Annotated in this window: 22 protein-coding genes; 10 read left to right on the forward strand and 12 right to left on the reverse strand. The window is 69.4% G+C overall.

Annotated features, from left to right (window positions below):
- Positions 1–39 precede the first annotated feature (39 nt).
- Positions 40–999: a TerC family protein gene (locus tag ABB34_RS06370; protein ID WP_057640415.1), complete on the reverse strand. Its 960-nt coding sequence runs from the start codon at positions 997–999 to the stop codon at positions 40–42.
- Positions 1,000–1,273: 274 nt separating this feature from the next.
- On the opposite strand from ABB34_RS06370, the gene ABB34_RS06375 reads away from it, so the two are divergent.
- Positions 1,274–2,443, forward strand: coding sequence for a class I SAM-dependent rRNA methyltransferase (locus tag ABB34_RS06375; RefSeq protein ID WP_057640456.1), 1,170 nt, complete (start codon positions 1,274–1,276; stop codon positions 2,441–2,443).
- Between the two features lie 121 nt (positions 2,444–2,564).
- Complete coding sequence (locus tag ABB34_RS06380; protein WP_057640416.1) at positions 2,565–3,803, forward strand: dipeptidase; 1,239 nt, start codon at positions 2,565–2,567, stop codon at positions 3,801–3,803.
- 111 nt (positions 3,804–3,914) lie between these two features.
- Here ABB34_RS06380 and ABB34_RS06385 read toward each other — a convergent pair whose 3' ends face one another.
- A complete protein-coding gene (locus ABB34_RS06385; protein WP_057640417.1) occupies positions 3,915–5,348 on the reverse strand; it encodes an amino acid permease in 1,434 nt (477 codons plus the stop codon).
- A 227-nt stretch (positions 5,349–5,575) separates the two neighbouring features.
- Positions 5,576–5,935, reverse strand: a complete 360-nt coding sequence (locus ABB34_RS06390; RefSeq protein ID WP_057640418.1) for a DUF488 domain-containing protein — start codon at positions 5,933–5,935, stop codon at positions 5,576–5,578.
- Positions 5,936–6,055: 120 nt separating this feature from the next.
- Between ABB34_RS06390 and ABB34_RS06395 the strand changes: the two genes are divergently transcribed.
- Together ABB34_RS06395 and ABB34_RS06400 are read left to right on the forward strand one after the other, a co-directional pair.
- Positions 6,056–7,597: a DNA recombination protein RmuC gene (locus tag ABB34_RS06395; protein ID WP_057640419.1), complete on the forward strand. Its 1,542-nt coding sequence runs from the start codon at positions 6,056–6,058 to the stop codon at positions 7,595–7,597.
- 32 nt (positions 7,598–7,629) lie between these two features.
- Entirely contained in the window at positions 7,630–8,172 is a 543-nt protein-coding gene (locus ABB34_RS06400; RefSeq protein ID WP_057640420.1) for a glutathione peroxidase, read from the forward strand.
- Between the two features lie 217 nt (positions 8,173–8,389).
- On the opposite strand, the gene ABB34_RS06405 is transcribed toward ABB34_RS06400, so the two are convergent.
- The 6 genes from ABB34_RS06405 to ABB34_RS06430 all read right to left on the reverse strand — a co-directional run bounded on the left by ABB34_RS06405 (position 8,390) and on the right by ABB34_RS06430 (position 12,531).
- Positions 8,390–9,394 carry an MlaA family lipoprotein gene (locus tag ABB34_RS06405; protein WP_057640421.1) on the reverse strand — a complete coding sequence of 335 codons (1,005 nt, stop codon included), beginning with the start codon at positions 9,392–9,394 and terminating at the stop codon, positions 8,390–8,392.
- A 1-nt stretch (position 9,395) separates the two neighbouring features.
- Positions 9,396–9,704 (reverse strand): STAS domain-containing protein, encoded by a 309-nt coding sequence (locus ABB34_RS06410; protein WP_057640422.1) that lies wholly within the window; start codon positions 9,702–9,704, stop codon positions 9,396–9,398.
- Positions 9,694–10,362 carry an MlaC/ttg2D family ABC transporter substrate-binding protein gene (locus tag ABB34_RS06415; RefSeq protein WP_057640423.1) on the reverse strand — a complete coding sequence of 223 codons (669 nt, stop codon included), beginning with the start codon at positions 10,360–10,362 and terminating at the stop codon, positions 9,694–9,696. Before ABB34_RS06415 ends, ABB34_RS06410 begins: the two co-directional genes overlap by 11 nt.
- A complete protein-coding gene (gene mlaD, locus ABB34_RS06420; protein WP_057640424.1) occupies positions 10,359–10,886 on the reverse strand; it encodes an outer membrane lipid asymmetry maintenance protein MlaD in 528 nt (175 codons plus the stop codon). The genes ABB34_RS06415 and mlaD overlap by 4 nt, the downstream gene beginning before the upstream one ends.
- 107 nt (positions 10,887–10,993) lie before the next feature.
- Positions 10,994–11,743 (reverse strand): MlaE family lipid ABC transporter permease subunit, encoded by a 750-nt coding sequence (locus ABB34_RS06425; protein ID WP_057640425.1) that lies wholly within the window; start codon positions 11,741–11,743, stop codon positions 10,994–10,996.
- The gene (locus ABB34_RS06430) at positions 11,743–12,531 is read right to left on the reverse strand and encodes an ABC transporter ATP-binding protein (RefSeq protein WP_057640426.1); all 789 of its coding nucleotides are present in this window, start codon (positions 12,529–12,531) and stop codon (positions 11,743–11,745) included. The genes ABB34_RS06425 and ABB34_RS06430 overlap by 1 nt, the downstream gene beginning before the upstream one ends.
- 236 nt (positions 12,532–12,767) lie before the next feature.
- Here ABB34_RS06430 and recC point away from each other — a divergent pair, with 236 nt between their 5' ends.
- From recC to ABB34_RS06450, 4 genes are read left to right on the forward strand one after another with little or no spacing between them, the layout of a single operon-like run.
- A complete protein-coding gene (recC, locus tag ABB34_RS06435) occupies positions 12,768–16,136 on the forward strand; it encodes an exodeoxyribonuclease V subunit gamma (RefSeq protein ID WP_057640427.1) in 3,369 nt (1,122 codons plus the stop codon).
- On the forward strand, positions 16,133–19,801 hold the full coding sequence (locus ABB34_RS06440; protein WP_057640428.1) for a UvrD-helicase domain-containing protein: 3,669 nt from the start codon (positions 16,133–16,135) through the stop codon (positions 19,799–19,801). The genes recC and ABB34_RS06440 overlap by 4 nt, the downstream gene beginning before the upstream one ends.
- Complete coding sequence (recD, locus tag ABB34_RS06445) at positions 19,798–21,738, forward strand: exodeoxyribonuclease V subunit alpha (RefSeq protein ID WP_057640429.1); 1,941 nt, start codon at positions 19,798–19,800, stop codon at positions 21,736–21,738. The genes ABB34_RS06440 and recD overlap by 4 nt, the downstream gene beginning before the upstream one ends.
- Positions 21,735–22,487 carry an SDR family NAD(P)-dependent oxidoreductase gene (locus tag ABB34_RS06450; protein ID WP_057640430.1) on the forward strand — a complete coding sequence of 251 codons (753 nt, stop codon included), beginning with the start codon at positions 21,735–21,737 and terminating at the stop codon, positions 22,485–22,487. The genes recD and ABB34_RS06450 overlap by 4 nt, the downstream gene beginning before the upstream one ends.
- A 78-nt stretch (positions 22,488–22,565) precedes the next feature.
- On the opposite strand, the gene ABB34_RS06455 is transcribed toward ABB34_RS06450, so the two are convergent.
- From ABB34_RS06455 to ABB34_RS06465, 3 genes are all read right to left on the reverse strand, one after another.
- Complete coding sequence (locus ABB34_RS06455; protein WP_057640431.1) at positions 22,566–22,856, reverse strand: hypothetical protein; 291 nt, start codon at positions 22,854–22,856, stop codon at positions 22,566–22,568.
- Positions 22,857–22,926: 70 nt separating this feature from the next.
- The gene (locus tag ABB34_RS14820) at positions 22,927–23,958 is read right to left on the reverse strand and encodes a peptidoglycan recognition family protein (RefSeq protein ID WP_152979536.1); all 1,032 of its coding nucleotides are present in this window, start codon (positions 23,956–23,958) and stop codon (positions 22,927–22,929) included.
- A gap of 70 nt (positions 23,959–24,028) precedes the next feature.
- Positions 24,029–24,961: a LysR family transcriptional regulator gene (locus tag ABB34_RS06465; protein WP_057640457.1), complete on the reverse strand. Its 933-nt coding sequence runs from the start codon at positions 24,959–24,961 to the stop codon at positions 24,029–24,031.
- A gap of 129 nt (positions 24,962–25,090) precedes the next feature.
- Between ABB34_RS06465 and ABB34_RS06470 the strand changes: the two genes are divergently transcribed.
- Together ABB34_RS06470 and ABB34_RS06475 are read left to right on the forward strand one after the other, a co-directional pair.
- Positions 25,091–25,795 carry a pirin family protein gene (locus ABB34_RS06470; protein ID WP_057640458.1) on the forward strand — a complete coding sequence of 235 codons (705 nt, stop codon included), beginning with the start codon at positions 25,091–25,093 and terminating at the stop codon, positions 25,793–25,795.
- A gap of 24 nt (positions 25,796–25,819) precedes the next feature.
- A complete protein-coding gene (locus ABB34_RS06475) occupies positions 25,820–26,275 on the forward strand; it encodes a hypothetical protein (RefSeq protein ID WP_211258175.1) in 456 nt (151 codons plus the stop codon).
- Positions 26,276–26,374 lie beyond the last annotated feature (99 nt).

Raw genomic sequence — 26,374 nt, forward strand, 5'->3', positions numbered from 1 at the left:
AATGACAGTTGACTCCTACAGGGAGAGGGGGCGATCCGGTTACGTACCGTGGCTGCCGCGCGGCGGCAGCTTCACGCTCAGCACCATCGTCATCGCCAGGATCGCCGCGACCACGCCCAGCGACACCGGCACCGGGATGTGGAACACGTCGATCAGCAGCATCTTGGCGCCGATGAAGCCCAGGATCACCGCCAGCCCGTAGGGCAGCAGGTGGAAGCGGTCGGCCATGCCGGCCAGCAGGAAGAACATCGCGCGCAGGCCCAGCACCGCGAACACGTTGGAGGTCAGCACGATGAACGGGTCGGTGGTGATGGCGAAGATCGCCGGGATGCTGTCCACCGCGAAGATCACGTCGGTCACCGCGATCAGCACCAGCACCACGAACATCGGCGTGAACCAGCGCACGCCGTCCTTCTCGGCCAGCAACCGGTTGCCGTTGTACTCGTGGGTGATGCGCAGGTGGCGGCGCATGAAGCGCAGCGCCGGGTTGTCGTCCAGGCTCGGTTCCTCGCCCGCGGCGAACCACATCTTCCAGCCGGTGAACAGCAGGAACGCGCCGAACACGTACAGCAGCCAGTGGAACTGGCTGACCAGCACGCTGCCAGCGAAGATCATCACCGTGCGCAGCACGATCGCGCCGAGGATGCCGATCACCAGCACGCGCTGGCGCTGCACCTCGGGCACCGCGAAGTAGCCCATTATCAGCAGGAACACGAAGATGTTGTCGACCGCCAGCGCCTTCTCGATCAGGTAGCCGGTCAGGAACTGCAGGCCGACCTCGTTGGCCACCGCCGCGCCGGCGGTTTCGTGCAGGTACCACCACAGGCCGGCGTTGAAGGCCAGCGCCAGCGCCACCCAGCCGGCCGACCAGTACAGCGCTTCCTTGAACGTCACCTTGTGCGGGCCGCCGTGGCGCATCAGCACCAGGTCGACCAGCAGCGCGGCGACCACCACGGCGACGAAGCCGCCCCACATCCACACATTGCCTATCGTTTGCATATCGATTCCGTCGGAAATTGAGATGAGCCTCGAACCGGACGGCGAGGGCTGCGACGGAAGATGCAAGGATTCCGGGTGCAGACGCTTCGCCAGTACGGCGAAGGTCTTGCTCACAGCCCCGCGGGACTGCCGTTGCACCGGAGCCTTGCGGCTCGAATTGACGGCGACAACGTCTGGGAGCTACTCCCCTTCGAGCGCGGATAGTGCGGCCTGCCGCCGTTACAGTCAATGAATGCGCCGCGGGGCCAGCCCGGCCACCGTTACAATGGCGCCCATGAATACCCCCCTGCCCGTCGTACGCCTGAAGAACGCGTGGCGCTCCAGCCACCCGTGGATTTTCCAGAAACTGGTCGAAAAGCCGGCCGCCAAGCCCAAATCCGGCACCCTCGTCGACGTGATCGGGGTGGACGGGGAGTGGATCGGCCGTGGTTTCTACAACGGCCACTCGCGCATCGCCGTGCGCATCCTGGAAACCCGCCCGGAAGTGACGATCGATGCCGGCTGGTTCGCCGAAAAGATTGCGCAGGCCGTATCGCTGCGCCGCGACGTGCTCAGGCTCGATGAAATCTCCGACGCCTGGCGCGTGGTGCACAGCGAGGGCGACGGCCTGAGCGGGCTGGTGGTGGACCGCTACGGCGACCTGATCGTGGTCGAGTTCTTCGCCGCCGGCATGTTCCGCCACCGCGAATGGATCTACGACGCGCTGCGCGCGCAGTTCCCCGGCTGCCGCTTCCACAGCTTCGCCGACGAGCACGTGCAGAAGCAGGAGAGCTTCGATTTCCACGGCAACACCACCACCGAGCCGGCGGTCATCAGCGAATACGGCGTGAAGTTCCGCGCCGACCCGGCCGGTGCGCACAAGACCGGCTTCTTCGCCGACCAGCGCGAGAACCGGCAGTGGTTGAGCCAGCTGGTCGAGGGCAAGAGCGTGCTCGACCTGTGCTGCAACACCGGCGGTTTCGCGGTGTATGCGGCGGCGCGTGGTGCGGCCGAGGTGCTGGGCGTGGACATCGACCAGGACGTGATCGCCATCGCCAAGGGCAATGCGCGCTTGAACAACGTCAAGCCGAAGTTCGTGCAGGCCGACATCTTCCCGTGGCTGCGCGATGCGGCCAACCGCGGAGAGCAGTACGACGTGGTGATCCTCGACCCGGCCAAGATGACCCGCGACCGCGACCAGGTCATCACCGCGCTGAAGAAGTACCTGGACATGAACAAGCTGGCATTGGGCGTGGTCAAGCCCGGCGGCCTGTTCGCCACGTTCTCGTGCACCGGGCTGGTGGCCGAGGACCAGTTCCTGGACATGCTGCGCCGCGCCGCGTTCTATTCCGGCCGCACCATCCAGATACTGAAAGTGGCCGGCGCCGGCCCGGACCACCCGTTCATGGCGCACGTGCAGGAATCGCGTTACCTCAAGGCCGTGTTCTGCCGCGTGGTGGATTGACGGTAGTGCCGGCCGCTGGCCGGCATCCGCATGGATGCGAGGTTGCCGGCCAGCGGCCGGCACTACCGGGAAGCAAGATGCGGCGGTAAGGTCTTGGCCTTTCCCGAATGCCGAGGCCCGCATGTCGCTGCGTCGTCTGTCCCTGCTGCTTGCACTGGCGCTGGGCGCGCCGCTGTCCGTCCATGCCGTCGATTTCAGCGCCGCCGAACTGGCCCGCGCCAAGGCCCTGCAACAGCGCCTGCTGACCCTGGACAGCCACCTCGACACGCCGGCCAACCTTGCCCGGCCCGGTTTCGACATCACCCACCGCCACGACCACAACGCGCTGTCGCAGGTGGACTACCCGCGCATGCTCGACGGTGCGCTCGACGGCGGCTTCTGGGCGATCTATACCGACCAGGGCGACCGCAGTGACGCCGCGCACCTGGTCGAGCGTGACCACGGCCTGCGCCGGCTGATGGATATCCGCGAGATGCTGGCCGCGCACCCGGACCGCTTCCAGCTGGCGCTCACCGCCGATGACGCGGCGCGGATCAAGGCCGCCGGCAAACGCGTGGTCTACATCAGCATGGAGAACGCCAGCCCGCTGGTGGCCGACCCCTCGCTGCTGGGCTTCTACCACGCCGCCGGGCTGCGGCTGCTGTCCACCGTGCACTTCGCCAACAACGAGTTCGCCGATTCGGCCACCGACCCCAAGGGCGCGGAGTGGAACGGCCTGAGCCCGGCCGGCAAGGCGCTGGTCGAGCAGGCGGTGAAGCTGGGTATCGTGATCGACCAGTCACATGCCTCCGACGCGGTGTTCGACGACCTGCTGGCGATGCTGCCGGTGCCGTTCATCCTCTCGCACAGTGCGTCGAAGGCGGTGTTCGACCACCCGCGCAACCTCGACGACGCGCGCCTGCGCCAGCTGGCGGCCAAGGGCGGGGTGATCCAGGTCAACGCCTATGGCGGCTACCTCGTCGATGAAACGCCGCGCGAGGAACGCAGGCAGGCCGAGCAGGAGATCGAACGGCGGCTGGGCAGCTGGGACGACATGCCGATCGAGAAGGGCGTGGAACTGGCCCGTGCGATGGCCGAGCTGGACCAGCGCATCCCGCGCCGGCGCGCGACGCTGGACGACTTCTTCGTCCACTTCGGCCACCTCCTCGACGTGGTCGGCCCCGCGCACGTCGGCATCGGCATGGACTGGGACGGCGGCGGCGGCCTGCCGGGCATGGCCGACGTCACCGACCTGCCCAGGATCACCGCCTGGCTGCAGCAGCGCGGCCTGAGCGAAGCGCAGATCGCCGGTATCTGGAGCGGCAACGTGCTGCGGGTGATGCGCCAGGCGCAGGACTACGCGGCGAAGCAGGCCCCGTAGACTCCGCGCCACGGGGGAAGGCCCGCGCCGGGCAAGCCCGGCACCCGCACAAGGACGACGCTCTTGTAGATGCGGGGCTCGCCCCGCATGAACATGAAGCGGCGGATGCGATCAGCCGCGCCCCAGCACCGCGCGGCGCCGGCTGTACAGCACGTACACCACCAGGCCGACCGCGTTCCAGACCAGGAACCACTTCTGGGTGGCGGCCGGCAGGCTGAAGAACAGGTAGATGCAGCCGCCGATGGCGACCGGGCCGACCAGCCACGCCAGCGGCGTGCGGAACCTGCGCACGCGCCCCGGCTCGCGCTTGCGCAGCACCAGCAGGCACAGGCCCACCGCGGTGAACGCGGCCAGCGTGCCGGCGTTGGCCAGCGCGGCGATCTCGTCCAGCCGTGCCACCCCGGCCAGCGCCGCCACCAGCACCGCGGTGAACACGGTGATGGTCACCGGCGTGCCGGTGCGCTTGTTCACCAGCGACAGCCCGCGCGGCAGCAGGCCGTCGCGCGACATCACGAAGAAGATGCGGCTCTGGCCGTAGAAGAACGCCAGCAGCACGGTCGGCAGGGCGATGATGGCGACCACGCCGATCGCCAGCGCGGCGGTGCCGTGGCCGAGTTCGCGCATGATCAGCGCCAGCGGCTCGGCGCTCTTGCCGAACACCGTGTAGTTCATCGCGCCCACCGCGGCCAGCGCCACCACCAGGTAGATGATGGTGCAGCCGATCATCGAGCCGACGATGCCGATGGACAGGTCGCGGCCGGGATTCCTGGTCTCCTCGGCGGCGGTGGAGATCGCGTCGAAGCCGTAGAAGGCGAAGAAGATGATCGCGGCGGCGGCCATCACCCCGCGCTCCACGCCGTCGGCGCTGATCGACTTGGGGAAGCCATAGGGCATGAACGGCTGCAGGTTGGCCGGGTCGAACGCCGGCAGCGCCACCGCCACGAAGATCGCCAGCGCGATCAGCTTGAACACCACCAGCACCGCGTTGACCGTGGCGCTCTCGCGGGTGCCGACCATCAGCATGCCGGCGACGAGGAAGGTGATGACGATGGCCGGCAGGTTGAGGAAGCCGCCTTCCACGTGCGGGCCGGCGGCCAGCGCCTGCGGCAGCATCACATTCCAGCCGAACTGGGTATGCACCCATTCCAGGAAGCCGGTGAAGTAGCCCGACCAGCCCACCGCCACGGTGCTCACCACCAGCGAGTATTCGAGGATCAGGCTCCAGCCCACCACCCAGGCGATGGTTTCGCCCAGCGCGCTGTAGCTGTAGGTGTAGGCGCTGCCGGCGGCCGGCATCATCGTCGACAGCTCGGCGTAGGCCAGTGCCGCGCAGGCACAGACCACCCCGGCGATGACGAAGGACAGCAGTACCGCCGGGCCGGCCTTGTCCGCGCCCACGCCGATCAGCGTGTAGATGCCGGTGCCGACGATGGCACCGATGCCCAGCGCGACTAGGTGGGGCCAACTCAGCGTGGGGATCAGGCGACGGCCTTCTTCGTGTTCGGTGAGCTGGTCGATGGGCTTGCGCCGGAGCCAGGATTGCATGCGGGCCTCGCGGTGGGTGAAAACACGGAAGTGGCCGAGTTTCGCCGAACGCAACGCAGCAAAGCCAGAAATTCCCGCGGTTTCCGCAGGGTTTGGCGGTGAACGATAGTCAGGATGAAGAATTCGGCACAAAACGGCCGGGGTGCGATGGCTTGACCACCGTAGGTGTGGGGCTTGCCCTACACGAAGCTTTCCCGGTGAAGCCACGTACGGGGCAAGCCCCGTACCTACGGCGTGCGGCGCGGATGCGACAGCAGGTATTCGCGCAGGGCCACGGCCTGGTTGTGCTCGGTGTCGCGCGCGCCATACACCAGCGTCACTGGCCCGGCGTCCAGCGCGTCGCGCAGCGGCGCCAGCAACTGCGGGTGCGCGGCCAGCTCCTGTTGGTAGCGCTGCCGGAACGCGTCCCAGCGCTCGGCACGATGGTCGAACCACTGCCGCAGCTCGGTGCTGGGCGCCACGTCCTTGAGCCATTGCGCCTGCAGCTGCTCGCGGCTGACCCCACGCGGCCACAGCCGGTCCACGAGGAAGCGCTGGCCGTCCCCCGCGCTGGCGGCTTCGTAGGCGCGTTTGCAGTGGATGATCATGCCGGCCTCCGTGAGGTGCGGGGCGGCGAGTCTCCTGCCCCGGATGCGTGCAAGCATACGCCTTGGGTTTCTTGCCGAAGCGGCGCAGCCGGTGAGACGCGCGGGGCTACACTGCGGCGCATGCAAATCGAAATCCTGATCCTGGCCGGCCTGCTGCTGGCCGTCATCGTGCTGCTGGTGTTCCTGTTGCGCCGTACCGGCGGCAGCGGGCTGGCCCGTGAACTCGATGCCGAACGCCAGCGTGCCAATGCCGCCGCGGTCGAGGCCGGGCAACTGCGCGGGCGGCTGGAATCGCTGTCGGCCGAGATCGCGCACGAGCGTGGCCAGCAGGCCGAGCAGGCGCGCGCGCTGGCTGCGTTGAACCAGCGCGTGGAGCGCGAAGCAACGCAGTCGGCCGAGGCCGAGGTGCGGCTGGGCGAACGCGATGCGGCATTGGTCGCGGCGCGGGCACGCATCGCCGAGCTGGAGGAAGCGCTGGAGCGCCAGCGCGAGACCCTGCACGCGGCCCAGGCCGGCAACGCGCGCTTGCAGGCCGAGCTGCAGCATGCGCGCCAAGCGCAGGAAGAACTGCGCCAGTGGGTCGGCGCGGCGCGGGAAAACCTGTCGGCCGCCTTCACCGAGCTGGCCGGCAAGGTGTTCGACGAGAAGGGCCAGCAGTTCGAGAAAAACGTGCGCCTGGCCACCGGCCAGTCGCGTACCGACATCGAGGCCATGCTCAAGCCGTTCGCCGACAAGCTCGGCGAATTCCGCCAGCGCGTGGACACGCTGTACGGCGAGGAGGCGCGCGAGCGCGCCAGCCTGCTCGGCGCGGTGGGCGAGCTGAAGACCCTCAACCAGGACATGGCCGCGCAGGCCGCGGCGCTGACCAGCGCGCTGAAGGGCAGCGCCAAGGTGCGCGGCGACTGGGGCGAGCTGATGCTCGACAACGTGTTGCGCGGCTCCGGGCTGGAGGAAGGCGTGCACTACGCGCGCCAGGCGCATGCCACCAATGACGAGGGCGCCAGCCTGCGCCCCGACGTGGTCGTGCGCTTCCCCGACCAGCGCAGCGTGGTGATCGACAGCAAGGTCAACCTGGTCGCATGGCAGGAGGCGATGAACGCGGCCACGCCCGAGCAGCAGGACGAGGCGCTGCGCCGCCACGCCATCGGCCTGCGCCAGCACGTCAAGGAGCTGGGCGACAAGAACTATCCCAAGGCCATCGGCGGCGACGCGCTGGACGTGACCATCGCCTTCGTCCCGATCGAAGGCGCATTGTCGGCCGCGCTCGGCGTGGACATGGACCTGCAGTCCTACGCCTTCGACCGCCGCGTCGTGTTCGCCTCGCCGAACACGCTGATGGCGCTGCTGCGCGTCACCGAGCGGTTGTGGACGCGCGACAAGGTGCAGCGGCAGGCGCTGGAGATCAGCGATACCGGCGGCAAGGTGCTCGACGCGCTGTCCGCCTTCCTTGCCGAGTTCGACAGCGTCGGCCGCAAGCTGGAAGACGCCAGCCAGGCCTTCGGCCGCGCCCGCAACCGCCTCACCGATTCCCCACAATCGCTGTCCAACCGCGCCCGTCGGCTGGCCGAACTCGGCAGCAAGGCGCGCAAGGCGCTGCCGCCGGAACTGCAGCCGGAGGCGGTACGCTCGCTGGCCGCCGAGGACGATGAAGGCTCGGCTTGATGGCACCCTTTTCCCCACCCCGAGGAACCGCAATGACCGCTCTCCAGAGCATTCCCCTGACCACCATCGACGGTGCCGCGGCCACGCTGGGCGATTACGCCGGCAAGGTACTGCTGGTGGTCAACGTCGCCTCAAAATGCGGCCTTACCCCGCAATACGAAGGGCTGGAAAAGCTGTACCGCGAGAAGAAGGCTGCCGGGCTGGAAGTGCTGGGCTTCCCGGCCAACGACTTCAACGGGCAGGAGCCGGGCAGCGAGGACGAGATCAGGCAGTTCTGCTCGCTCACCTATGACGTGACCTTCCCGATGTTCGCCAAGGTCAGCGTGGCCGGCAGCGACGTGCACCCGTTGTACCGGCAGCTGGTAGCCGCGCAGCCGGCTGCCACCGGCGAGGGCCCGATGCGCGGCAAGCTGGCCGGCTTCAACATCGAGCCGAACCCGGCGCCGGGCATCCTGTGGAACTTCGAGAAATTCCTGATCGGCAGGGACGGGCAGGTGGTCGGCCGCTTCGCACCGGACGTCACCGCCGACGATGCGCGCCTGCGTGCGGCAATCGACGCGGCACTGGCGGCCTGACCGGAGCAATGGGCACCGAGGGCAGGTCGTGATAACGCCCTCGGCATGCCCTGCAGGAAGCGTCGGGGGCGTAACCCCGACCTACCTCTTTGGAGATGTGAAAAGCCCGGGTTTCCCCGGGCTTTTCCGTATCGCCGACAGCGCGCTTGACGTAGCGGCGGAGCTTGCCCCGCCGGGGGTGCTGCCGAAAATTCCCTTACGCGAAGCGCGCCGACACTCAACGCCCCCAGTCCGGCATCGGCATCGCATCGACCGGGATCGGGGCCTGCTCGTCGTCCTCGTGGTGGCGGCGGTCGTGGCGCAGGTCCCTTTCGATCTGGTAGTTGCGCCGCTGCAGCCAGGCGTCGCGGGTCAGCGCGTATTCGTCCACCGCGCTGCCGCGCAGTTCGTCCAGCGACAGCAGCTGGGCGCGGGTATCGACCAGCTGCAGGCCCTGCAGGCCGATGCGGACCTTGTCGGACTCGATGCCGCGGATGGGCGAGAGCGGGGTGTCGCCGGCCAGACCGAACACGTCGCGCACGGTGCGCGGGCCAAAGAACGGCAGCTCAACGTAGCGCGACTGGCGCCAGCCCCAGGCGCCGAGAGTCTGGCCGAAATCCTCGTTGCGCTTGGGCACCATCGCCTTGCTGGCCGGGTCGAACAGGCCGCCGAGGCCCAGCGTGGAATTCATCAGGAAACGGCCCAGCGTGTCCCAAGCGTCGTCGGCATGGCCCTGCAGCAGCTGGTTGACCATGGTCAGCGGCGAGCGCAGATTGCTGAAGAAGTTGCTGATGCCGGTGCGGGCGAAGCGCGGCACCACGTGCACGTAGGCGGTGGCCAGCGGGCGGGCGACGCCGCGGTCCACCGCGTTGTTGAAGCGGTGCACCTTGCGGTTGAACCCCTCCCACGGGTCGTAGGTGGCCGCGCCACTGCCATTGGCGTTGGCTTCCGGAGTGCCGCCATACAGCGCGGCGAAGTCGTCTTCCGCGTCGGTGGGGGCGCCGTTGTCCGCGCTGGCGGCAACGATGGCGCCGTCCTGCGCGCTGGTAGCCGGCCCGGCAACCGCGTCTACGGCAGCCTGCGGAACCTCGGTCGTCGCAACTTCCGCCTCGCTGGTGGCCTCGGCCGGGGCGGGGGCCACCACGGTCGCTTGCGGCGGGGTGGCGTCGCGCACCTGCTTGCCGGCACAGGCGGACAGCAGCGCGATGGAGGCCAGGAGGAGAAGGGTGCGGATGGGGTTCATGTCAGCTTCCTGCCGTGGATGCATTGAAATCGAGGGACGGCGACAACCGGTAGGCGGCGCGCAGTTCGTCCAGCCTGGCCGGGGTGCCGGTAATGGCGCCGCCGCCGTTGCCGCGCAGGCGCGCGGCCAGTTCGGCCAGCAACGCCACGCCGGCGCTGTCCACGCGCTCGACCGCGTGCAGGTCGAGCCGCCGCAACTGCCCCGCCTGGCGGGCCAGCTGCGGCCACAGCGTCACCGCTGCGGCGCGGTCGAGGGTACCGGCCAGGAACAGTGCATCGCCTTCGATGCGCGCGCTGGCGTCACTTGCCACGGGGTGCCGGTCCCGCGCCGGCCTGCAGGCTGCCGCCGCGCAGTTCGGCGGCCACGTCCTTGATCGACTTCTGCCGCAGCGGCGTGTCGAACTGGTTCTTGAAGGTCTGCACGTAGGAGATGCCCTCGATCATCACGTCGAACACCTTCCACTGGCCGTCGACGTTGCGCATCAGGTATTCGACCGGGGTCGGCTCGCTGCCGGCGCGCACCAGCTCGGTGCTGACCTTGACGCCGCGGTTGCCCGGCAGCGCGGCCTCGCTGCGGTAGCGGAAGCTGGGCTTGCCCTGGATGTCGAGCAGGGTGGAGCCGTAGCGCGCCATCAGATTGTCGGCCATCGCGTCGGCGAACAGCTTGACGTCGGCGTCGGAGGCGCCGCGGCCGTGCACGCCCAGCACCAGCCGTGCCGAGTAGTCGCGGTCGAAGCTGCGGCTCATCTCGCTGTCGATGAAGCCGCGCAGCGCCGCCGGGCTGGCGCGGAACTCGTTGCGGCGGGTTTCCAGCGTGGCGAGGATGCGGGTGCTGGCGTCGAGCACGGTGCGTGCCGCGGCCGAGGGCTGCGCGGCGGTGGCGGCCGGGCGCGCCTGCGCCTGCACCAGCGACGGGGCGGCGGCCAGCAGGAGGGAGGCGAGCACGGTGGCGAGCAGTCTGGTCTTCATGGTTGCGGTTCCGTTGCGGGCGCGTCGGCGCCGTGGGTTTCGTCGGCATTGGCGCCCGGAGTGTTGCCGCCGCCGCTGAACATGTATTTGCCGACCAGCTGGATCAGGTCCACCGCCGGCTGGGTGAAGACGATTTCGTCGCCGGACTTGAGCACGTCCGGGTCGCCGCCCGGTTGCAGGCCGATGTAGCTCTCGCCCAGCAGCCCGCTGGTGAAGATGCCGGCCGAGGTGTCGGCGGGCAGGTCCTTGAACCTGCCGTCCAGCGCCAGGGTCACGACGGAGTCGTATTTAACCGGGTCCAGCTGAATATCGGCCACCTGGCCGATGGTCACGCCGCCCACCTTCACCGGTGCCTGCTTGCGCAGCTGGCCGACCTGGCTGAAGCGGGCCTTCAGCACGTAGTCGCCACCGCCCATGCCGAAGCGCTGGTTGGTGGAGGCCACCGCCAGCACCAGCAGCGAGGCCAGCGCCAGCAGCAGGAAGGCGCCGACGGAGAATTCGAGTCGAGGTCCACGGATGGCCATGTTTTTGTCTCACTCCTGATCCGGCAAATGCTTCGTCGTGAAGATCGAAGCGGGTTTTTCGTTTGATCCCCGCACAGGGATGTGCGGGCTGTTGCGAAGGATTCGCGTCATTGAAACAGCAGTGCGGAGAGCACGAAGTTGAACATCAGCACCAGCAGCGAGGCGTTCACCACCGCGCGGGTGGTCGCCACCGAGGTGCCTTCGATGGTGGGTTCGGCATGGAAGCCGACGTAGGCTGCCACCAGCGCCGCGGTGCCGCCGAAAATGGCCGACTTGAGCAGGGCCACGGCGAAGTCGTCCCAGAAATCGACGCTGCCGCGCAGCCCCGACCAGAACGTGCCGTTGTCCTGCCCCAGCACCTGCACCGCCTCGAACCAGCCGCCGGTGATGGCCAGCGAGCAGAAGACGCCGGTCAGCAGCGGTACGGTCAGCACCGCCGCCCAGAAGCGCGGCGCCACCGCCTTGGCCACCGGGTCGATGGCCATCAGCTCCAGCGCCTTGATCTGGTCGGTGGCGCGCATCAGCCCCAGCTCGGCGGCGATCGAGCTGCCGGCGCGGCCGATGAACAGCAGCGCGGTCAGCACCGGTGCCAGCTCGCGGTACAGCGACAGGCCGAGCAGGGTGGACAGCGCGTCGGCGGCGCCGAAGGTGGTCAGCGTGCGGTAGCCCTGCAGGGTCAGCACCAGGCCGACGAAGGCGCCGCCGACGGCGATGATCGGCAGCGAACGCGCGCCGATCTTGTAGATCTCGCGGACCAGCTCGGCGAGGAAGTCGCGGGTCGGCAGCGAGCCGCGCAGCACGGTCAGCGAGAACAGGCCGGCGCGGCCCAGCGAGCGGATCGAGGCGGTGAACGGCATCAGGCGACCCTCGCGCGTGGGGCAGCGTCGAACGGGATCGGGCCGTCGGGCTGGCCGTGCAGGAACTGCCGCAGCAGCGGGTCGGTGCTGGCCTGCAGGTCGTCCGGTGTGCCGGAGAAGACGATGCCGGCATTGGCGATGACCACCGCCTGGTCGCAGATCGGCAGGGTTTCGTGGACGTGGTGGCTGACGATGATGCTGGTCAGGCCGAGGCTGTCGTTCAGGCGCTGGATCAGGCTCATGATGACGCCGGAGGCGATCGGGTCGAGCCCGGTCAGCGGCTCGTCGTAGATCATCAGCGGTGGGTCCAGCGCCAGCGCGCGGGCCAGCGCCACGCGCCGCGCCATGCCGCCGGACAGTTCGCGCGGCCACGCCTCGGCGGCGGCCAGCAGGCCCACTGCGTGCAGCTTCATCCGCACCAGCCGCTGCAGCACCGGCTCGGGCAGGCGGGTATGGGTGCGCAGCGGCAGGGCGACGTTCTCGGCCACGGTGAGGTCGGTCAGCAGGCCGTTGCCCTGCAGCAGCACGCCGACGTTCTTGCGCATCTCCAGCAGCGCGCGGCTGCCATGCGGGATGTCCTCGCCGAACAGGCGCACGTGGCCGGCCACCGGCCGCAGTTCGCCGGTCAGCGCCGCCAGCAGCGTGGACTTGCCGCTGCCCGAAGGACCGAGCACGGCGGTGATGCTGCCGCGCGGCACCTCCAGCGAAACGTCGCGCAGGATCGTGCGCCCGCCGCGGTCGATGCGCACGTCGGACAACTGCACCAGGGGCGTCCGGGGAGGGGACATAGCGGCCTTTTACGGAAAGCTAACGTGGCAGGATTATCGAGTCGGCCTGAACAAAATAAAACCGGACCGTGCAGTATTGTCGCCGCATCGCGGCCCGCCGTCAGTGCCGCTGGCGGAACAGCGCATCTTCCGGACCCCGCGAAAGGCAGGGAATCAGTGGCCTGCATGCGCTTCCGCCCACGGGGGGGAGCGCACCCGTCGCGGCCATTGCGATCCCGCTCCGGCACAATTCCCCCATGCCCGACGCCACCCCGGATTTCCGCCTCTACCACTCCAACGCACTGGACGTGCTGGCCTCGCTGCTGGCCCGCGAACTGCGCGAACCAGCGCCGGGGCAGCCGCTGCTGGCCGCCGACACGGTGCTGATCCCGCAGGTGGCGATGCGGCGCTGGCTGCAATCGACGCTGGCGGCCGAATACGGCATCGCCGCCAACCTGGAATTCCTGACGCCCGGCGAGTTCGTTGCCCGCGCGCTGAAAGAAAACGTGCCCGAAGCCAATGTTCCCGGCGAGCACGACGACCTCGGCGCGGCCGGCCTGCATTGGCGCCTGTATGCGGCGCTGACCGACGAAACCCTGATGCGGCAGCCGGCGATGGCCGGGCTGCATGCCTGGCTCGATCGCGACGATCCGTTGCGGCCGTGGTCGCTGGCCGCCGAGCTGGGCGGCGCGTTCGAGAAGTACCAGGCATGGCGCCGCGACTGGCTGCTGCGCTGGGAGGCCGGCGCCGATGCCGACGACCCGCAGGCCATCCTCTGGCGCCGCATCGCCGCTGGCCGCCAGCATCGCGCGCGCCGCATCAACGACTACCTCGCCCGCTTCGAGGGTGCCGACCGGCCATTGCCACAGGGTTTGCCATCGCGGCTGTTCGCCTTCGCCACGCTCAACGTCTCGCCGGACGTGCTGCGCGTCATCGCCACCCAGGCCCGCGTCGGCACGCTGCATTTCTACCTGCCCACGCCGACCCGCGCGTACTGGGGCGATCTGCAGACGCTGGCCGAGAAGCTGCGCGGCGGCAGCGACGATCCGTTCGGCGAAGCCGCCGGCGAAAACCCGCTGCTGCAGGCGTGGGGCGCGGCCGGGCGTGACTTCATGGCAGTACTGGGCAGCTACGAGGTGGTGCACCCGAGCGGCGAGATCGCCGCCTATGCCGACCCCGAGCAGCGCACCGGCAGGACGCTGGACGAAGGCGGCCTGCGCGACAGTCTGCTGCACCGGCTGCAGGCCGACCTGTTCCATCGCCGCGCCCGGCCTTCGCTGCCGCTGCGTCCAGTACTGCGGCCGGACGACCCCAGCGTGCAGGTGCACGCCTGCCATACCCGCCTGCGCGAGATGCAGGTGCTGCACGACCAGCTGCGCGCGCTGCTTGACGACGAGCGCTTCGACCCGCCGTTGCAACCGCGCGAGATCGCGGTGCTGGCGCCGGACATCGACCCCTACGTGCCGTACCTGGAGGCGGTGTTCGGCGGCCGCGGCGCCGGCCAGGGCCAGATCCCGTGGGCGCTGGCCGACGCCAGCCCGTTGCAGGGCGAGCCGCTGGCCGAGGTGTTCCTGCAACTGCTGGGGCTGCCGGTGTCGCGCTTCGGCCTCAACGAAATCCTCGACCTGCTCGCCAGCCCGCCGCTGGCCGCCACCGCCGGCCTGGACGCGGCCGCGTTCGAGCGCCTGCACGGCTGGCTGCAGGCCGCCGGCGCGCGCTGGGGGCTGGATGCCGCGCATCGCGGCCAGCATCAGGCGCCGGCCGACGACGCCTGTACCTGGCAGTTCGCATTGGACCGGCTGCTGCTCGGCCACGCCAGCGGCAGCGACGGCGACCTGTGCGGTGTGGCGCCGTGGCCGGAGCTGGAAGGCAGCGCGCTGGCCGCGCTCGACGCGCTGATCCGCCTGTTGCGCGTGCTCGCCCGCCACCAGCAGTTGCTGGCCGAGGCGCTGCCCCCGGCGCAATGGCGCGAACGCCTGCTTGCACTGTTGAAGGCGCTGCTGCCGGAAACTCCGGCCGACCCGGCCACCGCGCGTGCGCTGGAGCGCCTGCGCAAGCTGGTCAACGACTTCGCCGAAGAGGCCGGAAAGGCCGGCTTCGACACCCCGGTGCCGGCCGAGGTGGTGCGCGCGCACTTCGCCACGGTGCTGTCCGAGGCCGACACCCGCGCGCCGCTGCTCACTGGCGGCGTCAGCTTCGGCCGCATGGTGCCGATGCGGCTGCTGCCGTTCCGGGTGATCTGCGTGCTCGGCCTGAACGACGGCGATTTCCCACGCCGCGATCCGGCCGCCGGCCTGAGCAGGCTCACCGCGGAAATCGCCAGCGGCAAACGCAAGCCGGGCGACCGCTCCACCCGCGAGGACGACCGCTTCCTGTTCCTGCAACTGCTGGCCTCGGCGCAGGACGTGTTCTACCTGAGCTACCTCGGCGCCGACGCCCGCGACGGCAGCGCGCGCGAGCCCTCGGTACTGGTCAGCGAACTGCTCGACGCGGCCGCCGCCTGCCATGACGATCCCGCCGCCGCGCGCCGGGCGATGGTGGTCAGGCACCCGTTGCAGCCGTTCGCCCCGGCCGCGTTCGGTGGCGACGGCGAACCGCGCCGCTTCAGCTACCAGCGGCAATGGCACCCGGCCGCCGGCGCGGTCGGCGGCCAGCGCCAGCGGCTGCCGGCGTGGATCGAAGGCGAACTGGCCGCGCCGCCGCCCGATGCCCTCCGGGAAACCCACCTGTCGCTGGATGCCCTGCGCCGCTTCCTCATCGACCCCGCCGGGCAGTTCCTCGAACACCGCCTCGGCCTGCGCCTGGCTGGCGAGATCGACGCCAGCGACGACATCGAACCGCTGGTGCTGCCGGAAAAGGGCCGCGCGCATTCCTCGCTGCAGCAACACCTGCTCGCCGCGCTGCTGCACGGCGACGAAGCCGGTCTGTACGAACGTCTGCGCGCCCGCGCGCTGCTGCCCTCCGGTGCGCTCGGGCGGCAACAGTTCGAGCGCCTGCTCGGGCAGATCCGCCCCTGCGCGCAGGGCTACGCGCGCTGGTACGACGGCACCGCGCTGCACAGCCAGCGCCACGAGGTGGAGATCGACGGCACCACCGTGCACGGGCGCATCGCGCAAATCCATCCACAGGGCCTGCCGCGGCTGCAGGCCGGCGCACCCGGCGTGGCCTGGGTGCTGCGCAGCGGGCTGGACTGGCTGCTGGCCAACGCCGCCGGCACCGCGCTGCCGCTGCTGCAGTTCTTCGACGACGGCCAGGGCAACCACGGCCCGCACCCGCTGCCGGCACTGCCCGCCGAACAGGCGAAGAATGCCTTGAAAGCCTTGCTGCACCTGCGTTTGCAGGGATTGCAGGCACCGCTGCCGTTCGCCCCCTACAGCGGCTGGGCGATCTACAACGCCGAGGCCGACAAGCGCGAAAAAGCCGGCCGCGACAAGTGGAACGGCGGCGACCACAGTTGGGGCGAGCGCAGCGGCGAAGCCCTGCAACTGGCCCTGCGCGGGGCCGACCCGTTCGCATCAAGCACAACTGCCAACAGATTTATCCACAACAGCCTGTTGGTATTCACCGCGCTGCGCGAAGGCCGGGTGCTGCCCGAAATGGAGTCAGGCATGGAGGACGAGGCATGAACGCCGCCCAGCCGCCGCAAGACCCCTATCTCGACCTGCCGCTGTCCGGCCTGCGCCTGATCGAGGCCAGCGCCGGCACCGGCAAGACCTTCACCCTGGCCACGCTGTTCACCCGGCTGGTGGTCGAACAGGGTCTGCGCATGGGCCAGATTTTGGCCGTCACCTTCACCGACGCGGCCACCCAGGAACTTCGCAAGCGCATCCGCGAGCGGCTGGACCTGGCCGCGCGGCTGGCCGAAGCCGAGCCGGCCGAAGGCGGCGATGCGGAAACCGTGCTGACCCGCGCCATCCTGCAACGCCACCTGGCGCAGGGCGGGGAAAGCACCGCGCAACTGGCCCGGCGCCTGCGCATCGCCGCCGAGGAGACCGACCTGGCGGTCATCTTCACCATCCACGGCTTCTGCACCCGCGTGCTGGGCGAGCACGCGCTGGAAAGCGGCCACGGCTTCGCCACGCCGGAACTGCTCACCAATACCCGTCCGCTGCATGCCGAACTGGCCGCCGACCTGTGGCGCCTGCATGCCGCGCGCGGTGAGGCGCTGGATGCCCTGCTGGGGCTGTGGAAGAACCCGGAAGCATTGGCCGCCGACCTGCCGGCGCTGCTTGCCGACCTGCCGCTGCTGCCGGAAATGCCGGTCGGCTTGCCGGACGACCCGCGCCCGCTGCGCGATGCCGCCGCGCAGGCACTGCGCCAAGCCATCGAACAACACCTGCCCGACGCGCGCCAAGCCATCGCCGACGCCTTCCAAAAGAAAGTGTTCGATGGTCGCCGCGCCAAACAGCCCAGCTTCGAGCAGGCGTTTGCGGAGTTGATCAACGGTGGCGAATCGGGCGAATGGCCGCGCGGCAAGATCAAGGTCAACGGCAAGGAAAAAACCCTGCACATCGACAAACTGGCACCCGACCAGTTGCAGGGTTTCTGCAAGGAAGGCCAGCAGGCACCGGCCTCGCCGCTGTTCGACGCCTTGCAAGCATGGTTCGATGCCGACGACTTCCGGCAGCAGTGGCTGAAGCAAAAGCGAGTGGAACTGCTACACCACCTGCGCTTTGAGGCCCGCCAGCGCCTGGCCCACCACAAGCAGCAATACCGCGTGCAGACCTACGACGACCTGATCGACGGCGTGCACGCCGCGCTGGCCGGCGCGGGCGGTACCGAACTGGCCGCGCGGCTGCGCGCGCAATACCGCTTCGCGCTGGTGGACGAGTTCCAGGACACCGACCCACGGCAATGGGATATCTTCCGCCGCGTGTTCGCCGAACCGGCCGAGGCCGCCGCGCTGTTCCTGATCGGCGACCCCAAGCAGGCCATCTATGGCTTCCGCGGCGGCGACGTGCACACCTACCTGCACGCCCGCGCACTGGCCGAGGAGGCGCCGAGGCTGGCCCACAACTTCCGCTCGCGCCCGGCGGTGCTGCGCGCCATCGACGCGCTGTATGCCAACGCCGGCGAACAGGCCTTCCTCGACCCACGCATCCGCTTCGGGAAAGTGGAGCCGGGCAGCAAGCGCAACGATGCCGATTACCTGCTCGACGGCGCCCCGGCCCCGGCGCTGACCCTGCATCTCATCGCCGCCGATGCCGAAGGCAAGCCGCTCAAGGCCGACGACTCGCGCGACGCCGCCACCCTGGCCTGCGTGGCCGACATCCACCGCGTGCTGTCCGCCGCGCGCGAGGGCAAGGCGCTGATCGGCGGCAAGCCGGTGCAGCCGGGCGACATCGCCGTGCTGGTGCGCTCGCACAAGGAGGCCGCGCGCATCCAGCAGGCGCTGGCGGCGGTGGGCATCCCGGCGGTCGCCGCCGGCAAACACAGCCTGTTCGCCACCACCGAGGCGCACGAACTGCGCCTGCTGCTGCTGGCCCTGCTGCAACCAGCCGACGAAGGCCGCCTGCGCACCGCGCTGGCCACCGTGCTGCTGGGCGAAAGCGCCGCCGCCATCGCCGCGCTGGAACACGAGGGCGAGTGCCAGCGCCGGCACCAGGAACGCCTGCTGCAATGGCGCGAGCGCTGGCAGCGCGGCGGCGTGCTGGCGATGCTGTCCGAACTGTGCGCCGAACAGGCGCCGCGCCTGCTGGCACTGACGGACGGCGAGCGCCGCCTGAGCAACTACCTGCAACTGGGCGAACTGCTGCAGGAAGCCGGCCACCGCAGCATCGGCCTGCATGGCCTGCTCGACTGGCTGCAGGCGCGCATCGCCCACGCCGATGCGGGCGACGACACCCAACTGCTGCGGCTGGAATCGGACGCGCGCCGGGTGCAGGTCATCACCCTGCACAAGAGCAAGGGGCTGGAATACCCGCTGGTCTATCTGCCGTTCGTCGGCATCGACGGCAAGGCCCCGGACACCGATGCGCACAAGACCGTGCACGATGGCGACCGGCGCGTGCTGCACTGGAAGATCGACAAGGACGCCGAAAGCTGGAAGGCCGCCACCGCGCAGGCCAATGCCGAGGAGGCCGCCGAAACCGCGCGCCTGCTCTACGTCGGCCTGACCCGCGCCGAACACGCGCTGTGGATGGCCGCCGGCGCAGTGGCCGGCCTGCCCGCCTCGCGGCTGGGGCCGATGCTGGGCGACATGGACGCACTGGCCGCGCACCCGGACATCCGCATCGTCGAAGGCAGCATCGAAACCCTGCCGGCACGGCTGCCGCCCGAACGCGAACAAGCCTTGCCACCGGTGCGCAACGTGCAGCGCGCGCTGTCGCACGACTGGTGGGTCTACAGCTTCACCCAGCTCGCCCACGCCGAAGCCGGCCACGACACCGCCGCCGCCGCCACCGAGGACAGCGGCGGCGCCACCGACGAGCCGGCACAACCCGAAGTCGAAACCGATGCCGCCGCGCAGCCGGACACCTTCGACCCGCGCTTTGCCGGCAGCCGTTTCGGCAACGTGCTGCATGCCGCGCTGGAAAACACCGACTTCGCCGCCTGGTCCGGCTGGCAGCCGGGCGACGCTGCGCCGCAAGGGCAGGGCGACATCATCGCCGCGGCCTTGCGCAAGGAAAGCTACGCCGAAACCGACATCGCCGATGGCGTGGCCCTGCTCACCGCACTGGTCGGCCAGACCCTGACCGTGGCCCTGCCCGAGGGCGGCGCACTGCATGCGCTGGACGAAGGCGAGCGCCGCGCCGAAATCGAATTCCACTTCGCCATGCAGCCCACCGCGGTGCCGGCGCTGCTGCGCGTGCTGCACGAACACGGCGTTGCCGGCCACCGCCACGGCTTCGGCACACGGCAGCGGCTGGAAGGGCTGATGACCGGCAAGATCGACCTCACCTACGTGCGGGACGGCCGCTGGTACGTGCTCGACTACAAATCCAACCGCCTGCCCGGCTACGCCCCGGCGCAACTGGAAGCGGCCATGCGCCACAGCGAATACGACCTGCAGGCGCTGATCTACACCGTGGCCCTGCACCGCTGGCTGCGCTTCCGCCTCGGCGACGGCTACGACTACGCCCGCAACTTCGGCGGCATCCGCTACCTGTTCTGCCGTGGCCTGGACGCCACCCGCAGCCCATCGCCCGGCCTGCATGCCCACCGCTTCACCCCGGAGCTGGTGCAGGCCGTGGACGAACTGTTCGCAGGCGGCAAGCCTTCAAAGCCCCTCTCCCTCCGGGAGAGGGGTTGGGGTGAGGGGCAAACGGAGTCAGTGGGAACAGAACCATGAATTTGCTGACCGCCCTCACCAAAACTCAAGTTCTTCGCCCGCTCGACCACGCCCTCGCGCAAAGCCTGCGCCGCCTGGACCCAACCACCCCGGACGAAGTGCTGGCCGCCGCCGCCCTGGCCTCGCTGGCCGTCGCCCAGGGCCACGCCGGCTTCGACCCTACCCAACCCGCACGCCTGATCGAAACCGATCTGCCGTGGCCCGAGCCACGGGAGTGGATTGCACGACTGCAGACCTCACGCTGGGTCGCCACCCCGGACGAAGACAGCGCCGAGGCCGAACAAGCCCCGCTGGCATGGGAACACGGCCTGCTCTACCTGCGCCGCTACCGCGAATACGAACGCCGCCTCGCCCGGGGCCTGCAACGCATCGGCCAGGCCCCGGTGGAAAGCGGCGAGCCGGCCACATTGGCGCCATTGTTCGCGCAGTTGTTTCCCGGCAATGCACTGGCCGCACCGCACGCACCTTCCATGCAGAGCGACCTGTTCGCGCAGGCGCCTTTCGACGGGACGGGCGAACCGGGCGGCAACGCGGACCCGCAGGCCCGCGCCGCCGCCCTCGCGCTGCGCCATGCCCTGCTGCTGGTCACCGGCGGCCCCGGCACCGGCAAGACCACCACCATCGCCCGCCTGCTGGTGCTGCTCGCCGCACAGGCAAACAACGCCGGCCACCCGCCACCGCGCGTGGCGCTGGCCGCACCCACCGGCCGTGCCGCCGAACGCATGGCCGAAAGCCTGCGCAACGCCGCGCAGCAACTGCCGCAACTGGGCGTGGACCCCGCACTGTGCGCGCAACTACCCACTACCGGCACCACCCTGCATCGCCTGCTCGGCGTGATCCCGGATTCGCCGCGCTTCCGCCACCATGCCGACAACCCGCTGCCATTCGACGTGGTGGTGGTCGATGAAGCCTCGATGATCGACCTGCCGCTGATGGCCAAGCTGGTCGAGGCCGTCGCCAGCGGCACCCGGCTGGTGCTGCTGGGCGATCCCGACCAGCTGCCCTCGGTGGAAGCCGGCGACGTGCTTGGCGCGATCCTGCGTGCCGCCGGTGATGGCACCCACATCGCCGCGGCCGACACCCAGGCCCTGCAACCCCTGCTCGGCAAGCTGCCGGCCACCGCCGCACCCGCCACCGTCTTCGCCGGCACCCGCGTGCACCTGCACCGTGGCTACCGCCAGAGCGACGCCCTGCAACTGGCGCCACTGGCCGCGGCGATGCGCGAAGGCGACGCCGCGCGCGCGCTGTCGCTGCTGCGCGGCGGCGAACTTCCCGGCGTGCAGTTCCACGAGAACGAAGGCGATCCATTGCAAGCCTGGCGCGAACCGCTGCAACGCTACTGGGACGCACTGGCCGCCACGCAGACCCCGGCGCAGGCGCTCGCACTGGCAAGTCGCCTGCGCCTGCTCACCGCCGTGCGCGAAGGCCCGCAGGGCGCGCGCGGCCTCAACGCCCGCATCGAGGAACTGCTCGGCGGCATCACCCCGCGCGGCGGCGCGCCGGCGCACTTCCACGGCCGCCTGTTGCTGGTCACCGAAAACAGCTACCGCCACCGCCTGTTCAATGGCGACGTCGGCATTTGTCTAAGCGATGGAACCGCCCACACCACCACCGCCTGGTTCCCCGGCGACGACCCCGACCACCCGCGCCCGTTCCACCCGGCCGCCCTGCCCGCGCACGAAAGCGCCTTCGCGATGACCGTGCACAAGGCGCAAGGCTCCGAGTTCGACGAGGTATGGCTGCAACTGCCACCGCGCGACAACCGCGTGCTCAGCCGCGAACTGCTCTACACCGGCATCACCCGCGCCCGCCATGCACTGCATCTTGCCGGCGATGCCGGGGTGATAGAGGCCGCGCTGTCGCGCCACGCCAGCCGCCTGTCCGGCCTCGCGCAGCGCCTGGCCAGCAATCCGCCTCCAACCGGGACACCGCCATGAACGCAGCATCCCCCGCTCCCATCGTAATCGTCACCGGCGGCACCCGCGGCATCGGCCGCAGCATCGTCGAGCGGCTGCACCGGGATGGCCACGGCATCCTGTTCACGCATTCGGCTTCCGACGACGATGCGAACGTGCTGGAAGCGGAGCTGCACCGGCCCGCCCAGCCTTGCCGGGGATTGAAGCTCGACGTGACCGCCGATGATGCCCCGGCGCGGATCTTCGCCGCCGCCGAGGAACTCGGCGACGTCGTCGCGCTGGTCAACAACGACGGCGTGACCGGTCGGATCGGGCCGATCCACGAACTTGCCGACGACGACCTGCAACGGGTCGTCGCGGTCAACCTGCTCGCCCCGGTGCGGCTGTGCCGGGAGGCGGCGAGACGCTGGGCGGGCCGCGCGGCGCGCTCGACCATCGTCAACCTTTCCTCCGTCGCCGCGCGGACCGGCTCCCCCGGCGAATATGTCGCCTACGCCGCCACCAAGGCCGCGCTGGAAACCCTCACCATCGGGTTGGCCAGGGAACTTGCGCCCGCGAACATCCACGTCAACGCCGTCTCGCCCGGCACCATCGACACCACCATCCACGCCAAGGCCGGGCAGCCGGATCGCGCGTGGCGGGTGGCCGAGCGGATCCCGCTGAAGCGCCCCGGGCAACCGGAGGAGATCGCCGGCGCGGTGGCATGGCTGCTGTCCGCCGATGCCTCGTACGTCACCGGGAGCATCGTCAACGTCAGCGGTGGCCTGTAGGAGCCCTGCCGAAAGGCATCGGCGCAGGCTTGCGGCGATGAATGTTCAGTCCGTGATGCCGGCTGCCGCCGCCCACGGTCAGTCGCCTTGTCGTCCCGGCATCATCAGGATCACCAGTGGCGCGCATGCAGCCTGCGCACAACCCATCAGGCGTGTTTCATCGCCACTGCGCCAGATGCTGGTGGCGGCGGCATTGATCTCGAACTCCCACACCTTTCCCTCGGCCTGAGCTTGCCCCTTGATTGAACATGGCAGCCAGTCGTAGTCATGCAGCTGTCCTTCGCGCAGCCTCGTACTCAGCTGGAACAGCGAGGCTACCTGCTGCTTGTCCAGCGACCATGTCCGGCAGGCCGCCTCTTCGCTGGCCATGTACGGGGTACCGGGCGCGGGTTGATAGACCGATGTCGAGACTTCGATGACGTTGACGGGTGCAGGGATGTCATCGATGCGGGCCGGCTGCTGGCATGCCGGGAGTATCGGGAGCAGGAGCAGGAGGCAGGGCCGGCGCATACAGGTCAGCACCCTCGCCGGGCGTTTTGCGCGAGATGGCATCGTGGTGATAAACGTCATGGTCAGTCAGTCCGAAGTTGCGTTGCAGGATGCCTACCAGTTGTTGGATCGAAGCGGTCTGCTCAGGCGTCGGGGCTTCCCAGGTCCGCGTGGCCGGGACGTAACGGGCGACGACCTCGATGCCGAGGCTGTCGCCATTGGTGGGGTAGCGCTCGGGATAGGGACGGGTCGTTTCCACGCGGCTGACGGCCTTGACCGCTCCGGCTCGCCATTCCGCCTGGCCGGCACGTGCGTGTTCAAGCTCGCCTTGGTCCCCGGGGACGAGGGTGCCCTCCACTTCTCCTCGTGAACGGATGGCTCCCACATGCCAGGCCTGTCGGTCCACGCGGATGGTCTGGTGGATGGTGCCGTCCTTGTCGATCAGGAAATGCGCACCGGTGCCGCCAGGACCGGTGCGCCATGCGTTCAAGGTGCTGGCGGCGCTGCCGGATTCGGTGCGGTGCAGGACGATGCCGTTTGGCCGGGACATCGCGCCATGCTGGATCTGCGGGACGGGGGTGTGGAGGATGCCCGGATCCGTCAGGAAGCCGTCCTGCCCAACACTGGTTTTCAGTCCGTAGGCCGACAGCGATTGCCGGGCCGGACGATTGGCGCTTTCCAATGAAGTACGGAAGCGGAATGCCGCCGGATCGGCGCTGTGGCTGTGGTATCCCTCTCGCGGCAAGGCGAACAGCGAGGGCTGCGGGGCAGCCGGGTCACCGGCAATTATCCGGTCGATGTCCCGGGCGTCGATATGTGGCTGGCGGTTGCGGATGTCCGCATACAGCGCGGCTGCGAGGTTGGCGCCATGTTCCGGGCTCCAGCGCTGCAGTTCCCGTACGCCATCCAGGATGCGTTGGTACATCGCGTGATCCGGATGCAGCGGGTCATCGGGAAAGCGCGTTGCAGGTGCTTCAGCCATTGGGATCCCTCCTTGGGTCGATGGCGGCCGAGGCCAAGCAGATATCACCTGCGGTGGGTACGGTCAAACTTCAATCATTCCGGCTGTCGCCGCCCGTCGCCCACGGCTCGCGCTGCAGGCGCTCGGCAAGATAGTCGATCAGCCGCTGCACCCGCGCCGGACGGCGCAGGCCGGGCGGGGTGACGATGTGCAGGGCGATCGGTTCCACCTGCCAGTCGTCCATCGCCGTTTCCAGCCTGCCGTCGCGCAGGTCTTCCCAGACCAGGAACTCCGGTTGCAGCGCCAGCCCGAGGCCGTTGCGCAGGGCGGCGGCGAACACCTCGGCGTTGTTGGCCTGCAATGCGTGCGGCACGGTCTGCGCGAACTCGCCGTGGCGGCGGTGGCGGAAGCGCCAGCCGTTGCCGCCGCGGGCGAGGCTGTAGTGGAAACCGCGGTGACGGGCGAGGTCGCGCGGATGCTTCGGCCTGCCGTGCTCGGCGAAATAGGCCGGTGCGCCGACCAGCAGGATGCGCACCTGGCACAGCCGCCGTGCGCGCAGGCTGGAATCGGCCAGCGTGGCGATGCGCAGCGCCAGGTCGAAGCGTTCGGCCACCAGGTCCACCTGCGCGTCGCCCAACTGCACGTCCAGTTCCACCTCCGGGTATTGGCGCATGAAGTCCGGCAGCAGCGGCGCCAGCCGCGCCACACCGAAGGACATCGGCGCGGCCATCCGCACCCGCCCGCGCAGGGTGGTGGAGCGATCGACCACCTCGGCTTCCACCGCCTCGCCCTCGTCGAGGATGCGCGTGGCGCGCTCCAGCGCCGCCTCGCCGGCGGCGGTCAGCGACATGCGCCGCGAGGTGCGGTGGAACAGGGTGGTGCCGATGCGCGTTTCCAGCCGGGTGATGGCCTTGGACACGGTGGCCTGCGACAGTCCCAGCGCTTCGGCGGCGCGGGCGAAGGAGCCGGCCTCGGCGACCTTGGCGAAGATCGCCCAAGCTTCCAGATCGGGGAGCGGGTTCATGGCGGCAGCCTTGGTGGGTCCGCAGATCATCGCATGAATGGAAATGATGGATTTCAATTAATTCCATTCCATCGATAGTAGCGCCTGCCTAGACTGGCCCCATCGCAACCACCCATGCAGGAGAACGCCATGATCGAGCGTCGCCCGTTTGCCAGCCTTGGCGGTGCCAACCACGGTTGGCTGGATGCCAAGCACCACTTTTCCTTCGCCCAGTACCACGACCCGGCGCGCGTGCACTGGGGCGCGCTGCGGGTATGGAACGACGACACCATCCAGCCCGGCACCGGCTTCCCGCCGCACCCGCACGCGGACATGGAGATCGTCACCTACGTGCGCGAAGGCGCCATCAGCCATCAGGACGACCAGGGCAACAAGGGCCGTACCGAGGCCGGCGACGTGCAGGTGATGAGCGCCGGCAGCGGCATCCGCCATGCCGAATACAACCTGGAGCCGGGCGTGACCCGCATCTTCCAGATCTGGATCATCCCGGACGCGCGCGGCGGCGCGCCGTCGTGGGGCGCCAAGCCCTTCCCCAAGGGCGAGCGCTCCGGCCGCTTCGTCACCCTGGCCAGCGGCATGGCCGGCGACGACGACGCACTGCCGATCCGCGCCGACGCCCGCGTGCTGGGCGCGACGCTGAAGGCCGGCGAGAGCGCCGAATACCACTTCGGCGACAGCACCCGCCACGGCTACCTGGTGCCGAGCAGCGGCAAGGTGGAAGTGGACGGCGTGGTGCTCGACGCCCGCGACGGTGCGGCCATCACCGATGTGCACAGCATCCGCGTGCGCGCGCTGGAAGATGCCGAGCTGGTGCTGGTGGATACCGCCGCCTGAGCGGCAGCATCGCCGCAGGCGCGGATGAAGCAATGGCTGCAAGTGGGCAGTCCGTCGCAGGTGCGGCGGCTGCCTTTGCCGCCATACTCCGGTGCTACTGCCACCGTTTCGTATCGCAACTACATGCGCGACTTTCTCTACTACGCATTGCTGCTCCTGCTGGGATTCGCCTGGTACCGGTTCGGACAGCAGCAGCTCCGAAAAGAACCCTTCGACGAAAACGGCGCACCTACCCAGGGGCTGGTGGGGCCGGTGGGTTTCCTGATGACGACGGGCGTGGCGGGCTATTGCCTGTTCGCCGTCCTGCGCGCATTGGTGCGAGGCGAAGTGCCATGCGTCGGCAAGGGCTGCGCCGGGCAGGTCTATACCTTGGCCACTAATACAAGTGCGTACTGGGCCAACGTCTTCTTCATGGTGTGGTTGGTGCTTGCCCTGGGCTATGCGTTGTACGTGACGCTGAAGATCTGGTTCCGCAAATAAGCCGCGATGCGGCTGTAACTGCCGTGATTCGTATCGCTTCCGGTTTGGTCGAGAATTACCGGAACGAGCACGAGGTGCATTTTCGCCACGAGCAACCGC

Origin of the sequence: Stenotrophomonas daejeonensis, from assembly GCF_001431505.1 — a bacterium.
In the GTDB taxonomy this organism is placed as follows: domain Bacteria; phylum Pseudomonadota; class Gammaproteobacteria; order Xanthomonadales; family Xanthomonadaceae; genus Stenotrophomonas; species Stenotrophomonas daejeonensis.

What these genes read in the sequence shown, in the direction of transcription:
- ABB34_RS06375 (WP_057640456.1), top strand. Translation starts at nt 1,274, where the DNA reads ATGAATACCCCCCTGCCCGTCGTACGCCTGAAGAACGCGTGGCGCTCC.
- ABB34_RS06400 (WP_057640420.1), top strand. Translation starts at nt 7,630, where the DNA reads ATGACCGCTCTCCAGAGCATTCCCCTGACCACCATCGACGGTGCCGCG.
- ABB34_RS06465 (WP_057640457.1), bottom strand. Translation starts at nt 24,961, where the DNA reads ATGAACCCGCTCCCCGATCTGGAAGCTTGGGCGATCTTCGCCAAGGTC.
- ABB34_RS06380 (WP_057640416.1), top strand. Translation starts at nt 2,565, where the DNA reads ATGTCGCTGCGTCGTCTGTCCCTGCTGCTTGCACTGGCGCTGGGCGCG.
- ABB34_RS06370 (WP_057640415.1), bottom strand. Translation starts at nt 999, where the DNA reads ATGCAAACGATAGGCAATGTGTGGATGTGGGGCGGCTTCGTCGCCGTG.
- ABB34_RS06430 (WP_057640426.1), bottom strand. Translation starts at nt 12,531, where the DNA reads ATGTCCCCTCCCCGGACGCCCCTGGTGCAGTTGTCCGACGTGCGCATC.
- recD (WP_057640429.1), top strand. Translation starts at nt 19,798, where the DNA reads ATGAATTTGCTGACCGCCCTCACCAAAACTCAAGTTCTTCGCCCGCTC.
- ABB34_RS06470 (WP_057640458.1), top strand. Translation starts at nt 25,091, where the DNA reads ATGATCGAGCGTCGCCCGTTTGCCAGCCTTGGCGGTGCCAACCACGGT.
- ABB34_RS06425 (WP_057640425.1), bottom strand. Translation starts at nt 11,743, where the DNA reads ATGCCGTTCACCGCCTCGATCCGCTCGCTGGGCCGCGCCGGCCTGTTC.
- mlaD (WP_057640424.1), bottom strand. Translation starts at nt 10,886, where the DNA reads ATGGCCATCCGTGGACCTCGACTCGAATTCTCCGTCGGCGCCTTCCTG.
- ABB34_RS06450 (WP_057640430.1), top strand. Translation starts at nt 21,735, where the DNA reads ATGAACGCAGCATCCCCCGCTCCCATCGTAATCGTCACCGGCGGCACC.
- recC (WP_057640427.1), top strand. Translation starts at nt 12,768, where the DNA reads ATGCCCGACGCCACCCCGGATTTCCGCCTCTACCACTCCAACGCACTG.
- ABB34_RS06385 (WP_057640417.1), bottom strand. Translation starts at nt 5,348, where the DNA reads ATGCAATCCTGGCTCCGGCGCAAGCCCATCGACCAGCTCACCGAACAC.
- ABB34_RS06405 (WP_057640421.1), bottom strand. Translation starts at nt 9,394, where the DNA reads ATGAACCCCATCCGCACCCTTCTCCTCCTGGCCTCCATCGCGCTGCTG.
- ABB34_RS06415 (WP_057640423.1), bottom strand. Translation starts at nt 10,362, where the DNA reads ATGAAGACCAGACTGCTCGCCACCGTGCTCGCCTCCCTCCTGCTGGCC.
- ABB34_RS06390 (WP_057640418.1), bottom strand. Translation starts at nt 5,935, where the DNA reads ATGATCATCCACTGCAAACGCGCCTACGAAGCCGCCAGCGCGGGGGAC.
- ABB34_RS14820 (WP_152979536.1), bottom strand. Translation starts at nt 23,958, where the DNA reads ATGGCTGAAGCACCTGCAACGCGCTTTCCCGATGACCCGCTGCATCCG.
- ABB34_RS06395 (WP_057640419.1), top strand. Translation starts at nt 6,056, where the DNA reads ATGCAAATCGAAATCCTGATCCTGGCCGGCCTGCTGCTGGCCGTCATC.
- ABB34_RS06455 (WP_057640431.1), bottom strand. Translation starts at nt 22,856, where the DNA reads ATGGCCAGCGAAGAGGCGGCCTGCCGGACATGGTCGCTGGACAAGCAG.
- ABB34_RS06475 (WP_211258175.1), top strand. Translation starts at nt 25,820, where the DNA reads ATGAAGCAATGGCTGCAAGTGGGCAGTCCGTCGCAGGTGCGGCGGCTG.
- ABB34_RS06440 (WP_057640428.1), top strand. Translation starts at nt 16,133, where the DNA reads ATGAACGCCGCCCAGCCGCCGCAAGACCCCTATCTCGACCTGCCGCTG.